The sequence below is a fragment of the Acinetobacter sp. ANC 4910 genome (assembly GCF_004331035.1).
Classification (GTDB): domain Bacteria; phylum Pseudomonadota; class Gammaproteobacteria; order Pseudomonadales; family Moraxellaceae; genus Acinetobacter.
Map to the genome: position 1 here is coordinate 14,985 of NZ_SJNT01000013.1, position 13,090 is coordinate 28,074.

14 protein-coding genes are annotated in these 13,090 nt (G+C 38.6%); 10 read left to right on the forward strand and 4 right to left on the reverse strand.

Annotated elements, in window-relative coordinates; all coding sequences use genetic code 11:
• Window positions 1–184: 184 nt before the first annotated feature.
• Window positions 185–652 carry a Cys-tRNA(Pro) deacylase gene (ybaK, locus tag E0H82_RS13320; RefSeq protein WP_131265241.1) on the reverse strand — a complete coding sequence of 156 codons (468 nt, stop codon included), beginning with the start codon at window positions 650–652 and terminating at the stop codon, window positions 185–187.
• A gap of 156 nt (window positions 653–808) precedes the next feature.
• On the opposite strand from ybaK, the gene E0H82_RS13325 reads away from it, so the two are divergent.
• From E0H82_RS13325 to E0H82_RS13350, 6 genes are read left to right on the forward strand one after another with little or no spacing between them, the layout of a single operon-like run.
• Window positions 809–1,459 carry a CDP-alcohol phosphatidyltransferase family protein gene (locus E0H82_RS13325; protein WP_131265242.1) on the forward strand — a complete coding sequence of 217 codons (651 nt, stop codon included), beginning with the start codon at window positions 809–811 and terminating at the stop codon, window positions 1,457–1,459.
• Window positions 1,460–1,481: 22 nt separating this feature from the next.
• Complete coding sequence (locus tag E0H82_RS13330) at window positions 1,482–3,236, forward strand: bifunctional alpha/beta hydrolase/class I SAM-dependent methyltransferase (RefSeq protein WP_131265243.1); 1,755 nt, start codon at window positions 1,482–1,484, stop codon at window positions 3,234–3,236.
• Window positions 3,237–3,242: 6 nt separating this feature from the next.
• Window positions 3,243–4,595, forward strand: a complete 1,353-nt coding sequence (locus tag E0H82_RS13335; protein ID WP_131265244.1) for a phosphatase PAP2/dual specificity phosphatase family protein — start codon at window positions 3,243–3,245, stop codon at window positions 4,593–4,595.
• On the forward strand, window positions 4,592–5,035 hold the full coding sequence (locus E0H82_RS13340; protein ID WP_131265245.1) for a hypothetical protein: 444 nt from the start codon (window positions 4,592–4,594) through the stop codon (window positions 5,033–5,035). The genes E0H82_RS13335 and E0H82_RS13340 overlap by 4 nt, the downstream gene beginning before the upstream one ends.
• 14 nt (window positions 5,036–5,049) lie before the next feature.
• Entirely contained in the window at window positions 5,050–5,736 is a 687-nt protein-coding gene (locus E0H82_RS13345) for a lysophospholipid acyltransferase family protein (RefSeq protein ID WP_131265246.1), read from the forward strand.
• Complete coding sequence (locus tag E0H82_RS13350) at window positions 5,733–6,677, forward strand: phosphatidate cytidylyltransferase (protein WP_131265247.1); 945 nt, start codon at window positions 5,733–5,735, stop codon at window positions 6,675–6,677. The genes E0H82_RS13345 and E0H82_RS13350 overlap by 4 nt, the downstream gene beginning before the upstream one ends.
• A 319-nt stretch (window positions 6,678–6,996) precedes the next feature.
• Here E0H82_RS13350 and E0H82_RS13355 read toward each other — a convergent pair whose 3' ends face one another.
• Window positions 6,997–7,491, reverse strand: a complete 495-nt coding sequence (locus tag E0H82_RS13355) for a CinA family protein (protein ID WP_131265248.1) — start codon at window positions 7,489–7,491, stop codon at window positions 6,997–6,999.
• 141 nt (window positions 7,492–7,632) lie between these two features.
• Between E0H82_RS13355 and E0H82_RS13360 the strand changes: the two genes are divergently transcribed.
• From E0H82_RS13360 to E0H82_RS13375, 4 genes are all read left to right on the forward strand, one after another.
• On the forward strand, window positions 7,633–7,863 hold the full coding sequence (locus E0H82_RS13360; protein WP_131265249.1) for a hypothetical protein: 231 nt from the start codon (window positions 7,633–7,635) through the stop codon (window positions 7,861–7,863).
• 234 nt (window positions 7,864–8,097) lie between these two features.
• Entirely contained in the window at window positions 8,098–8,748 is a 651-nt protein-coding gene (locus tag E0H82_RS13365) for a TetR/AcrR family transcriptional regulator (protein WP_131265250.1), read from the forward strand.
• A 106-nt stretch (window positions 8,749–8,854) separates the two neighbouring features.
• Complete coding sequence (gene argF, locus E0H82_RS13370; RefSeq protein WP_131265251.1) at window positions 8,855–9,775, forward strand: ornithine carbamoyltransferase; 921 nt, start codon at window positions 8,855–8,857, stop codon at window positions 9,773–9,775.
• A gap of 93 nt (window positions 9,776–9,868) precedes the next feature.
• Entirely contained in the window at window positions 9,869–10,342 is a 474-nt protein-coding gene (locus E0H82_RS13375; RefSeq protein ID WP_131265252.1) for a hypothetical protein, read from the forward strand.
• Window positions 10,343–10,348: 6 nt separating this feature from the next.
• Here E0H82_RS13375 and E0H82_RS13380 read toward each other — a convergent pair whose 3' ends face one another.
• Window positions 10,349–10,702 carry a YnfA family protein gene (locus tag E0H82_RS13380; protein WP_131265253.1) on the reverse strand — a complete coding sequence of 118 codons (354 nt, stop codon included), beginning with the start codon at window positions 10,700–10,702 and terminating at the stop codon, window positions 10,349–10,351.
• Between the two features lie 105 nt (window positions 10,703–10,807).
• Entirely contained in the window at window positions 10,808–13,084 is a 2,277-nt protein-coding gene (gene clpA / locus E0H82_RS13385; RefSeq protein ID WP_131265254.1) for an ATP-dependent Clp protease ATP-binding subunit ClpA, read from the reverse strand.
• Window positions 13,085–13,090 lie beyond the last annotated feature (6 nt).

Here is a 13,090-nt window from a genome sequence, read left to right on the forward strand (position 1 = left end):
ACATATTAAGGTCGGGCATATTATCATTCTGACTTTCTCTAAACAAATCAGCCGATTAAACTACACAATGTAGACTCAAATCCTAAAACGACTGCATCTATATTTTATCAAAATCAGATATGTGAATGATCAGGTCAGCAACACTTCAAAAATAAGCTTAAATTCATCGAGCAAAATATCGTAATTATTCATCAATCACATCTGCAAATACGGCACTTAATACTTCACTCAGGTCTTGCGGTGCCAACCCAATATCTAAGCCACGTTTTCCACCACTGACGTAAATTTTTGCCAAGCTTTGAGCACTTCCATCAATCACAGTTTTAAGTCTTTTCTTTTGTCCAACTGGACTAATTCCCCCAACCAAATAGCCTGTTAAGCGCTCAGCATCTTTAGGATCGGCCATATGCACTTTTTTGGCCCCAACCGCAGCGGCTACTTTTTTTAAGTTTAGTAAATGATGTACTGGTAAAATCGCAACGTAATAGTTCTTATCATCAGTGACTAAAAGTGTTTTAAACACTTCCTCTACATTCAAGTTCAGCTTTTCTGCTGCCTCTAAACCAAAACTTTTCGCATTGGCATCGTGCTCGTATTCATGAATAGAGAAATCAATTTTTTTGCTTTTTAGTAATTTGCAGGCTGGCGTCATCTTGCTTCTACTTTTGAAATAAACCGCATAATTATAGGCATTTCATAATCAAAATGTGAATTCTACTTAGGCTATTAGTTTTGAAATTCATCTAGCTTGAATTCAACTTCCTGAAATGGGTACAATTCAAGCAAAATACGATACTTAAAAAAGCCAATGCCTTCTATTTATCAGCTTAAGCCTGCGTTTCAGAATTTATTGCGACCTTTCGTTCGCCGCTTATATCAACATGGCATTACGGCAAATCAGGTTACTTTATTTGCAATGTTCATTTCGTTGCTTTTAGCAGGTTGGTTAGGTTTTATTTTTAGCAAACCAACACAGGCAAATGCATTTTATTTTCTACTTCTTCCCATTTGGATGCTCATTCGCATGGCCTTTAATGCAATTGATGGCATGTTGGCACGCGAATTCAAACAACAATCTAAATTGGGTGCTTATCTAAATGAGTTGTGTGATGTGATTTCAGATACGGCGCTATATTTGTGCTTTATCGTTTTAAGCTGTATATCTGCGCCTTTACTGTTATGCGTCGTATTCTTAGCCATCCTCAGCGAATATGCAGGAGTCATGGCCCCTGTGATTGGTCAAGAACGCCGTTATGATGGGCCTATGGGGAAAAGTGACCGAGCTTTCTGGTTTAGTCTTTTAGCCGTCTTCTATACACTCAGCCAATATTTTTCAGAACATGTCACATTTAAACTACAACAATTAATGAGTAATGGCTTATTAGCCATCATTGCGCTTTTGCTCATGATAACCATCTATAACCGCATACGTCATGCGATTCAAAGTACTTCACATTAATTGATCATTAGGACAATAAAGAATGCCTTATAACAATAGTCAGCAACATTTCATTAGCCATGATGGTGCATCCTTGTTCTATCAACACTGGGCTTCGTCACATAACCCAGAGAAAAAAGCCATTGTGATGTTTCATCGCGGGCATGAACATTCGGGTCGTATGGCGCATTTGGTTGAAGAGTTAGATCTTCCTGATTTTGATTTTTTTGCATGGGATGCACGCGGTCATGGTGAATCACCCGGTGAACGTGGCGATGCACCTAGCTTTTCTGCTTGTGTGAAAGACATTCAATACTTTGTTCAACATATCGAACAGACTTATGCAATTCCATCTGAGAATATTGCGATTGTTGCTCAAAGTGTCGGGGCTGTATTGGCAGCCACATGGGTACATGACTATGCCCCTAAAATTCGTGCCTTATGTTTAGCATCTCCTGCCTTTGACATTAAGTTGTATGTACCCTTTGCCAAACAAGGTTTAACTTTACTGAATAAATTACGCGGCAATTTCTTTATCCAAAGTTATGTCAAAGCCAAAATGCTGACGCATGATTTAGACCGTGCCCAGCAGTATGATCATGACCCAAAAATTGCCAAAGCCATTTCTGTACGTATGTTGCTCGGGCTGTATGATGCTGCCGAAAGATTGGTTAAAGATGCCCAAAATATCTATGTACCCACTCAAATCTTGTGTTCAGGTGCTGACTTTGTGGTACAGCAGAAACCGCAACGGGATTTTTATGAACGTTTGGCGCATCCAAATAAAGAATTTCATGTTTTAGAAGGCTTTTTTCACGATACTTTAGGGGAACAAAACCGCGAGATTGCCGTTAAAAAAGTCCGTCGTTTTATTCAAGAATGTTTTACTCATCCTTATGATACGCCAGACATTTTGAATGCCGATAAAATTGGCGCAAGTTGCTCAACTGCTGAACAATTTAGTCAGGCACTACCAAAAACATCCCTTAAGAAACTGTTTTGGGATTTGACCCAACGTCAACTCAAATTTGGTAGTCAGTTTTCTAAAGGCCTTAAAATTGGTGAACAAACAGGTTACGACTCTGGCAGTACCCTAGACTTTGTCTATCGCAATCAATCAGAAAGCCAAAATTTACTGGGTAAAGTCATTGATCAACAGTATTTAAATGCGATTGGTTGGCGTGGCATTCGAGTCCGTAAACAAAATATTGAATCCCTACTGGAAAAATATGCTGCATTGTTGGCTAAAAAACGTAAACCAGTTCGTATCTTAGATATTGCGGCTGGGCATGGGCGTTATATTTTAGATGCAGTTGCACAATTACCTAAACAACCCGAATCTATTCTGCTACGTGATTATAGCGAACTCAATGTCAAAGCTGGGCAAACACTCATTCAAGAAAGAGGCCTAAACGAAATTGCAACTTTTGTTCAAGCTGATGCTTTTGATACGGCGTCTCTCGCAAACATTAAACCCAAAGCAACCTTAGCTGTTGTTTCAGGACTCTATGAGTTGTTTAGTGATAATGATTTATTACGTCAATCTCTAACTGGACTATACAAAGCCATGCTCAAAGATGGCTATCTGGTTTATACGGGACAGATTTGGCATCCGCAGCAAGAGTTTATTGCCCGTGCACTCACTTCACATCGTCAAGGCGAAGCATGGGTCATGCGCTTACGTTCACAGGCAGAGATGGATGCTTTAGTCGAACAAGCTGGATTTAAGAAAATTGATCAATGCATTGATGAGTTTGGCATTTTTACGGTTTCTGTCGCGCAAAAGATCGAGTCTTAACATTCTATGCAGGCACTCACACAGCAGGCAGGTACATGGAAATGGGGAATACTCTGCCTGTTATTTCTTGCCCCTTTTTTCTTTTTAAGTTACGGCTTTGCCAATCATTATGCTGCGGGGCTGAATTACGTTCCAAGCATTGTGTTCTCTTGGGAAAAACATATTCCGCTATGGCCATGGACGATTGTTCCCTATTGGTCAATCGACTTGTTTTATGGACTCTCGTTGCTGCTGTGCTGGAATAAATTTGAACTCAAACAGCATGTGTTACGCCTGTTCAGCGCACAACTCATTTCTATTGGCTGTTTTTTATTATTTCCACTGAAATTCAGTTTTGAGCGCCCCGAACTACAAGGCTTCTTCGGTGTTTGGTTTGATATTCTGATGGGTTTTGATAAACCGTTTAATCAAGCTCCGTCCTTACACATTGTCCTGTTAATGATCTTGTGGGATTTCTATCGTCGCCATGTAACGTCCTCGTATCGCTGGATTGTCGATCTTTGGAGTTTTCTGATTGGTGTTTCTGTACTAACTACTTGGCAGCATCATTTTATTGATATCCCGACTGGCATTTGGATTGGGGCATTCTGTTTGTGGTTATTTCCGTTGTATGCATCATCTCCATTACAAACACAAAAAGTACAACAGCGAACTTTAAAGCATTTCAAGTTAGGCAGTTACTATCTTATTGCAGCATGCCTTCTGACATTTTTAGCTCTGTTTTTTAAAGGATGGATGCTTTGGTTGGCTTATCCCGCAAGTAGTTTATTCTTGGTTGCTTGCGCTTATAGCCTCAATCGTCCACATTTTTTTCAGAAACAACCCGATGGCACGATGAGCATTGCAGCGTGGATTTTATTTGCGCCTTATTTTCTTTTCGCAAAACTCAATAGCCGTATCTGGACCAAAACACATCCCAACGATTCTTTAATTCTGACCAAAGAGAACACTCAGATTTTTCTAGGCAGAATTCCTTCAACTCAACACATGCAGCAGTATGAAGGTTTATTTGACTGTTGCGCTGAACTTCCTTTAAAACCACTACACGATTATCAGCAATATCTAAGTCTTGACCTCATTCCATTACAAGCACAACAGCTAAATCTGGCAGTGCAAGCATTGAATCAACTGATGTCTTCACAATACGGTAATACGAAAGTTCTGATTTTTTGTGCCTTAGGATATTCACGTAGTAGCAGTATACTTGCTGCATGGCTGCTCCAAACTGGGCATGCCCATCAAGTGGATGATGCCATTCAAATCATTCGTCAGGCTCGACCTTGGATTGTACTGAACACTCAGCAACTCGCAGCGATAGATAGCTATCAAAAACAATATTTACAGCAGGTCAAGACATGAAATTACTGATTGTCGCCAAGTTACTACAAAATACAGACGGTATACGTCATGCAGGCTATGTCGCATTTACCTTATCTGTTCTGTGCTATTTTTTTTATGCTTGGCAGTCGATTGGCGTTTATCTTTCTCTCATCGTTATTTTTGTTTTATGCCTATTACAACATTATCTCAGTATTCGAATTAAGCTCGATGCCGAACTGTTAAGTTTGATAGGGACTAACTCAGAGCACATTGAAGATGCACAATCCATAGCACAAAAAACGCAAATACTTGACCAGAGTTTACTCGAATTAGGACTCATTCCTGCTAAAAAGCAACAGCGTAGTTGGGATGCCCGTATTCAGGGCTGTATGCGCTTATTCAAGCTTCATGTTGTTATAGTTTTATGCCAATATATGGTTTTAATATCGCTCATGATATTTTTATTACAACAAAAATAAAATTCGGTGACGTTATGCAAAGTACAAATTCTTCCTCAACTGAAACCGATCATAAAGCCCATTTTCTTTCTCAGTCACTGGCACGTTTTATTGCTTTTTTAACCCGGCGTAGCGCACGACTATTAACCGGTGCACGTAGTCGATGGATCGGTTGTAAACCTGCCACCAAACAGCGAATTTACTATGCCAATCACAATAGCCACATCGATTTTATTTTACTGTGGTCATCATTACCAACGCCTATCCGCCGTAGAACTCGACCAGTAGCAGCTTCAGATTATTGGCTAAAAGATGGCTTTCGCCGTTTTCTCATTCATGACACATTTACAGGTGTAACGATTCAGAGGAATCATAATGGGCAGTCAGATCCACTTGAACCAATAAAAAATGTCCTTCGGCAAGGCGATTCTATTATTTTTTTCCCTGAAGGAACGCGTAACTTAAATGATGATGTGGAACTATTACCCTTTAAAAGCGGGCTTTATCATTTAAGTCAACAATTTCCAGAAGTTGAAGTCATCCCTGTTTGGATTTCCAACCTTAAACGTGTCATGCCCAAAGGGGCTTTAGTCCCATTACCCTTATTATCGACTGTGATTTTTGGTGCTCCATTAACATTCACAGCCCATACAGATAAAAATGACTTCTTATTACAAGCCCAGAAAGCATTATTAGAATTGAAAGAGGTTGAGTTCCAATGACCGTAACCAACTTACAGCAAACCTATTTACTCTTTGCGATTTTCACTGGAATTCTTATCTTTGCTTCAACCATCGGTTGGGTATTAAAGCAACGTACCGCCCAGCAAGTTTCACCAGTCATCGATAATTTAAATGCGCGAATCAATGCTTGGTGGGTCATGCTCGTTGTGCTTGCTACCGCAATATTAATGGGAAAAGTGACCTTTATTCTGCTCTTTGCCCTTATTTCACTTTTTGCACTTAGAGAATTTATTAGTCTACTGCCTACACGCCGTGGTGATTATTTTCCATTATTGATCGCTTTTTATTTTGTTATTCCTTATCAATATTATTTGGTTTATATCGATTGGTACGGTCTATATTCCATTTTTATTCCATTGTATGTTTTTCTTTTAATTCCAATCGCTAGCTTGAAACAGGAAGACACCAAACACTTTTTAGAGCGAAGTGCTAAAATCCAATGGGGACTCATGGTTTGCGTCTTTTGTATTTCGCACGTTCCAGCACTTATCAATTTAAAATTGCCCGGCTTTCAAGGCGAAAAAATCTGGTTAGCCATCTGGCTGATTATTGTGGTACAAGTCTCTGATGTACTGCAATATGTCTGCGGAAAACTGTTTGGAAAACATAAAGTTGCACCGATACTTTCACCATCTAAAACCATTGAAGGTCTTTTAGGCGGTATGTTCTTGGCAACAGGGCTAGGCATTCTTATGAAATGGCTCACACCCTTTAGTTATTGGCAAGCAGCACTCATTGGATTGATTGTTTGTATCTTTGGCTTTTTTGGCGGTTTGGTCATGTCTGCAATTAAAAGAGACCGCGGTGTTAAAGACTGGGGACAACTTATTCATGGTCATGGCGGCATGTTAGATCGCATAGATTCAATTTGCTTCTCAGCACCAATTTTTTTTCATATTTTGCGTTATTGGTGGAGTTAAAAAAAGAAGCTGTTCTTTTTATACCCTACAACATAATAAACCCTAGTTATAAAACTAGGGTTTATCTGACTTTTAAAAATAAGATGATATTTTCAAAGTCGTTAATGCATCATTTGCCCAAAGGCATAAACTACAACCATCAACATCAGAACCGACGATGACGTTATTAATAATTCTAAAGCTTTCATACCCCACCCCCATTTATTAAGAGGTAGTCTTATTTAGACACGTTTAAGCTACATTTACAACCCAAAAGTGTGACAAATTTTGACATTTATAGACAAAAATAAAACATTATTAGCCAAACCTCTAATCTTTCTTACTTCGCAGACAATTTACTGTCCATCGTGATTAATAACAAAACCGACACTGCGACTTTTTCTGTCAGTACATTTAATCTTTGTTGTGGCGTCCCTGTAATCAAATAACGATAATCATGTAATTTCCCAGAAAAAAGAATTGAAATAAAAAAAGTCCCTTCTGGTTTTTCTGTGGTTGCACTACCACCAGGTTTTAATAAACCTGTACAAGCCACAATCACATCGGCTTTAGTAAATAGTTTTTTCCCCTCATTTGCCAAAGCCCGTGTAACCTCTGCTGACTCAGCTGTATACTGCTCAATTAATTTTGGGGCAATATGCAACACTTGTAGTTTAATACTTGGATCGTAACAGACCAAACTTCCCAATAAAATTTCAGCACCGCTATGTTTATAAATAGAAAATTGGCTGCATAAAAAACCAGAGCTGGCACTTTCTATGAATGCTATTTTGAGCTGTTGGCGCTCTAATTCATTACAACATTGCTTGAGCATAATTTCCCCATTACACCTCATGACGCCATTTAAAGTGCTATTTGTGCAATTCCTAGTCAAATTCAAAGCATAACGGTTTATTACGCGCTTAAAAACTGATACAACTAAAAATAAAGCATAGAAACAAAGGCAGAGATTACAATGAAAACAACCGTCAAATATGTGGTTTTAAAAAGTAAAGATTACCAGCTTGGCACACCACTGTTTGAAGATGAATTAGATGCAGATAGCCAATATTTTGATCAAATTCCGTTAGTTATTCACTTTCAAAATCGAGATTTCAAAGTGAAAAGTAAGGAATTACAGCGTAAACAAATTCAAGATGATTTTGAAGAAAGTCAAACCATTTTAGTCAAAGTCATTGCACAATAAATTTAATTGATTCAATAGCACAACAAGTTAAATAACAATATAACATGGAGTAAAGTTTCTCCATGTTATAAGCAAAGCAATCTAAATTTTAATGCACAAGAACAACATATATAAATATAGTGTTATTAATTAATCTCATAACATGAGAAATACATATAAATACTATGGATTAAGTAAATTTACACAAACTTTTGCTATAATTTCAAGTGATTTTTATAGATACTTTTCAAAAACATGCAAGATATAGCAGATTTAGAACCTCTCGCACGCGATGTACCACATACCAAACGTGGGCATGAGCGTTGTCTTGCACTTTTATTAAGTGCAAATGAGTTGTTTTTACAACATGGCTATGATGCTGTTTCATTGGACGATATCGTCAACCATGCGGGTGGCTCCAAAGCATCGATCTACAAGTATTTTGGCAACAAAGAAGGTCTATTTACCGCAATCTGTGACTACCGTCGCGAGCAGTTTTTTAAAGATATTTGTATGCCCTTCGATATAGAGAAAGACGACTTACGTCATTATCTCATTCAAACTTTACTACATTTACAAATTCATCTTGTCTTACCTGAAAATGCCTCGTTCTTTCGTCTCATTATGGAGCAGACCCAGCGCAGCACTCAGCTTGCTCAACATATCCATGAACAAGGTCCAAAACATATTCAAAATGCGATTGCTTGCATATTAACCAAAGCTCATGCGCTCGGGCTCATTACATGCGAAGAACCACAATATTCTGCCCAACTCTTTTTTGGGATCGTACGTAATTTAGAATGGCAAGTGCTAATGAATATCTATGTACAAGAAAATGAGCAAGAAAACTTAAAATATATTCATTATTGTGTCGACCGCTTCTTAGACGGTCATCAAAAAGCCTAGTTTTTTTGCATTTCCAGACATTTTTAGTATATAACTGTTAGTCTTTTCTTTTAACCAACCAACAACTAATTGTTGTACATGAAACAGCAATTATTGTGGAGTAACCATGGCTCTACGTCACTTTCTTACTTTACGCGATTTATCGACTTTAGAACTCAACCAAATTTTGCATCGTGCAATCGAATTGAAACGAAAACAGCACGACAACGAAGTTTTTCAACCTTTCGTTGGTAAAGTTATGGGCATGATTTTTGAAAAATCGAGCACCCGTACACGCGTTTCGTTTGAAGCTGGAATGGGCCAATTTGGGGGCAGTGCAATTTTCTTATCTCCACGAGATACCCAACTCGGTCGTGGCGAACCTATTGAAGATTCAGCACGTGTTATTTCAAGCATGTTAGATATTGTCATGATCCGAACTTTTGGACACGATATTGTTGAACGTTTTGCTTCTTATTCAAAAGTCCCTGTGATTAATGCTTTGACAGATGACCATCATCCATGTCAATTACTTGCCGACATGCAAACCTTCCTAGAACATCGTGGTTCAATCGAAGGTAAAACCGTTGCTTGGATTGGTGATGGCAATAACATGTGTAATTCTTATATCGAAGCTGCACATATGTGGGGCTTCAAATTAAAAATTGCTGCGCCGAAAGGTTATGAACCACAGGAGAAATTCTTATCTGAATTTGCTCATTGTGTTGAATTGGTAGACTCTGCCGAAGATGCAGCAGTCAATGCTGACTTGATCGTGACCGATGTCTGGGCAAGCATGGGACAAGAAGAAGAGCAAAAAATCCGTGAAAAAGCTTTTGCTGATTACCAAGTCAATGAACGCTTAATGAACCTCGCTCACCCTGACTGTTTATTCATGCATTGCCTACCTGCCCACCGTGGTGAAGAAATTTCTGAAACCATGCTAGACCATTTAAATGCTGTAGTCTGGGATGAAGCAGAAAATCGCTTACATGCTCAAAAGGCATTGGTTGAATTTCTCATTAATGAAAACCTAAAAAAAGACTAGAAAAATTACGCATAAAAAAAGCACCTTTGGGTGCTTTTTTTATGCCAGCAACGATATAATCAAAACCATAAAGTCTATAAGTGATTTAAACACATGCTACTAAAAAAGATTATTCTTGGTGTATTCACCACTACCTTCTCCATGATTGCTTTGGCACAACCTACAGATTTAGATCAATATTTATTAAAGAAAAAAATTGTCGACCAAAATTACACCATTAAGAATACAACGGCCCTAAATGAAATTCTTGATTATATTAGTGATGAAGATTCTCGTACGATGCCTTACCAACTCGACCAGAACATCGTAATTGAAAAAATGCGTTTATATGCAAACCACATGGAAATCTCGGGGCTTATTACCTCTCCAGACTTTAAACAATTTGCACAAGATATTGGTGATGATCAAGTCCATGAAATGATGAAAAAAACATTAGTTCATAGTTGTCCGAAATTTTTTGAGCACCAATTCCAAAGAGTAAATCCATATCAAGTTCAAATTAAACTGACGGCAGAACAAAAAAGTTATGCACTTAATTTAAAGAATTCAGATTGTAATTTTGAATAACTGAGTTTAACGAATGAGTCCTTGGGGTTGCATAATAATGATTGCAGCCCCAATCAATACAATTGCCCCACCCAATACATCCCATCTCGAAAGCATAACTTGATCGACATATCGTAACCACATGAGTGCCGAAAAAATATAGATCCCACCATAAGCCGCATAAATACGCCCCGATGCCGTAGGATGTAAAGTCAGTAACCACACAAAAATAGCCAAACTCAATACTGTAGGTAGCCACAACCAATGTGAACGACCTTGATTCAAAATTAAATAGGGAAAGTAGCAACCTAAAATTTCAGCAATAGCTGTCAATGCAAATAAAAAAAAGGTTGTCAAAATTTTAAAAATTGGATAATCCATAAAGCTTTTTTCGCGATATCAGTCTATTTAAACAGGCATTTTAAAAGTTTAAACAAAAAATAGCCCGTGTTAACACGGGCTATTGATGTTCAACAAGGTGCTATTTTATGCAGGTTCAGCAGTTTGATCTTCAAAAACTTCAAGTTTTAAACCAACGGCTTCGCCATTTTCCACCTTAACAGAAACCGCAACGTTACCGCCATGTTCTGCCAACTCACCAAACAGAATCATTTCAGCAAGTGGCTTTTTCAAATGCTCTTGAATAAGTCTTTGCATTGGTCGAGCACCCATTAAGCGGTCATAACCATGCTCTGCCATCCACTCACGTGCACTTTGATCGACTTCAAGCATGACTTTCTTATCATCAAGCTGCGCTTGTAATTCAGTCAAAAACTTATCAACCACATTCTCAATCACGGTGGTTGGAAGTGCTTTAAACTGAATTACACCATCAAGCCGGTTACGGAATTCTGGTGAGAACGCTCGTTTCATGGCTTCCTGATTGTCACGACTATTGTCTTGCTCCATAAAACCAATACTAACGCGTGAAATACTTTCTGCACCAATATTGGTGGTTAGTACCAAAATCACATTACGGAAATCAGATTTACGTCCATTATTATCCGTTAATGAGCCATGATCCATGATTTGTAATAACAAATTAAAGACATCTGGATGTGCTTTCTCAATTTCATCGAGTAACAATACACAATGTGGATTCTTATGAATTGCATCGGTTAACAAGCCTCCTTGGTCAAAACCAACATAACCTGGAGGTGCACCAATTAAACGTGAAACCGCATGGCGTTCCATATATTCCGACATATCGAAACGAACCAGTTCAACACCTAACAATTTTGCCAACTGTTTTGTGACTTCTGTTTTCCCCACCCCTGTAGGGCCAGCAAACACAAAACTTCCGACAGGTTTGTCTGGAGATTTTAAACCAGCACGTGACAATTTAATGGCAGAAGATAATGCGTCAATTGCTTCATCTTGACCAAATACCACACGTTTTAAATCACGTTCAAGATTTTCGAGTACCGTTTTATCATCTTTGGATACTGTTTTCGGTGGAATACGAGCAATCTTCGAAACAATATCTTCAATATTTTCAACAGTAATCAAGCTTTCATCTTGTTCAGCTTTCAAACGACGTTGTGCACCAGCTTCATCAATTACATCAATCGCTTTGTCTGGTAAGAAGCGATCATTGATAAATTTCGCGGACAGCTCTACCGCTGAGACCAGTGCTTTATCGTCATATTTCACGTGGTGGAAATCTTCAAATTTAGATTTTAAGCCACGTAAAATATCAATCGTTTCAGAAATTGATGGCTCATTGACATCAATTTTTTGGAATCGACGTGAAAGTGCATGATCTTTTTCAAACACTTGGCGATATTCTTGGAATGTGGTTGAACCGATGCAACGTAACGATCCATTCGCTAAAGCAGGCTTGATTAAATTCGATGCATCCATAGTGCTACCCATACTTGAGCCAGCACCAATAATCATATGAATTTCATCAATAAATAAGACAGCTTCAGGTCTTTTCTTCAATGCATTTAACAATTGTTTTAAACGCTTTTCGAAATCCCCACGATATTTAGTCCCAGCAACCAAGGCACCAATATCTAAGCTAAAGATTTCAGCATTTGCGAGTGGCTTTGGTGCCTTACCATTAACAATAAGCCAAGCCAAACCTTCTGCAATAGAAGTTTTGCCCACACCAGGATCACCAACGAGTAATGGATTATTTTTACGGCGACGGCATAAAATTTGTGCCGCGCGCTCAATTTCTTTTTCACGACCAATGAGCGGATCAGTTTTGCCTTTTTGTGCTTCATGATTCAGGTTGGTCGTGTAAAGCTCTAATGGACCTGCATTGGCTGAAGATGCGGACTCCCCATCCAACTCCTCGGCTTCTTCTTCAACTTGGACTTCATCTTTACGCGTACCATGCGACAAGTATTGCGTTAAAGTTAAACGATTAATTTGATGACGTTTTAATAAATAAACCGCAAATGAATCCCGTTCGGAATACATTGCCACTAAAATATCTGCCCCTTCTACAGTACGATCACCGCCACTCGATTGTACGTGGAAAATGGCACGTTGCAGAATACGATCAAAACTTTCAGTTGGGTGCGGTGCTTGATCGCTGTTTTCACCAAGTTTAGGAGTATGTTGTTCTACGTATTCTTCTAATTCTTTCCGTAAGACGATGATATCTGCGCCGCATGCTTTTAATGCATTCACAGCAGAGTCATTGTCTAGTAATGCCAATAATAAATGTTCAACTGTTAAGAACTCATGTCTCTTTTGACGAGCCATGCTTACAGCCAAACGTAATGATACTTCCAATTGACGACTGAGCATGTAACC

Bases quoted from the DNA above. Each gene is read 5' to 3' on its own strand.
- argF (WP_131265251.1), top strand. From the start codon at position 8,855: ATGGCTCTACGTCACTTTCTTACTTTACGCGATTTATCGACTTTAGAA.
- E0H82_RS13365 (WP_131265250.1), top strand. From the start codon at position 8,098: ATGCAAGATATAGCAGATTTAGAACCTCTCGCACGCGATGTACCACAT.
- E0H82_RS13330 (WP_131265243.1), top strand. From the start codon at position 1,482: ATGCCTTATAACAATAGTCAGCAACATTTCATTAGCCATGATGGTGCA.
- ybaK (WP_131265241.1), bottom strand. From the start codon at position 652: ATGACGCCAGCCTGCAAATTACTAAAAAGCAAAAAAATTGATTTCTCT.
- E0H82_RS13375 (WP_131265252.1), top strand. From the start codon at position 9,869: ATGCTACTAAAAAAGATTATTCTTGGTGTATTCACCACTACCTTCTCC.
- E0H82_RS13335 (WP_131265244.1), top strand. From the start codon at position 3,243: ATGCAGGCACTCACACAGCAGGCAGGTACATGGAAATGGGGAATACTC.
- E0H82_RS13325 (WP_131265242.1), top strand. From the start codon at position 809: ATGCCTTCTATTTATCAGCTTAAGCCTGCGTTTCAGAATTTATTGCGA.
- E0H82_RS13340 (WP_131265245.1), top strand. From the start codon at position 4,592: ATGAAATTACTGATTGTCGCCAAGTTACTACAAAATACAGACGGTATA.
- E0H82_RS13360 (WP_131265249.1), top strand. From the start codon at position 7,633: ATGAAAACAACCGTCAAATATGTGGTTTTAAAAAGTAAAGATTACCAG.
- E0H82_RS13380 (WP_131265253.1), bottom strand. From the start codon at position 10,702: ATGGATTATCCAATTTTTAAAATTTTGACAACCTTTTTTTTATTTGCA.
- clpA (WP_131265254.1), bottom strand. From the start codon at position 13,084: ATGCTCAGTCGTCAATTGGAAGTATCATTACGTTTGGCTGTAAGCATG.
- E0H82_RS13355 (WP_131265248.1), bottom strand. From the start codon at position 7,491: ATGCTCAAGCAATGTTGTAATGAATTAGAGCGCCAACAGCTCAAAATA.
- E0H82_RS13345 (WP_131265246.1), top strand. From the start codon at position 5,050: ATGCAAAGTACAAATTCTTCCTCAACTGAAACCGATCATAAAGCCCAT.
- E0H82_RS13350 (WP_131265247.1), top strand. From the start codon at position 5,733: ATGACCGTAACCAACTTACAGCAAACCTATTTACTCTTTGCGATTTTC.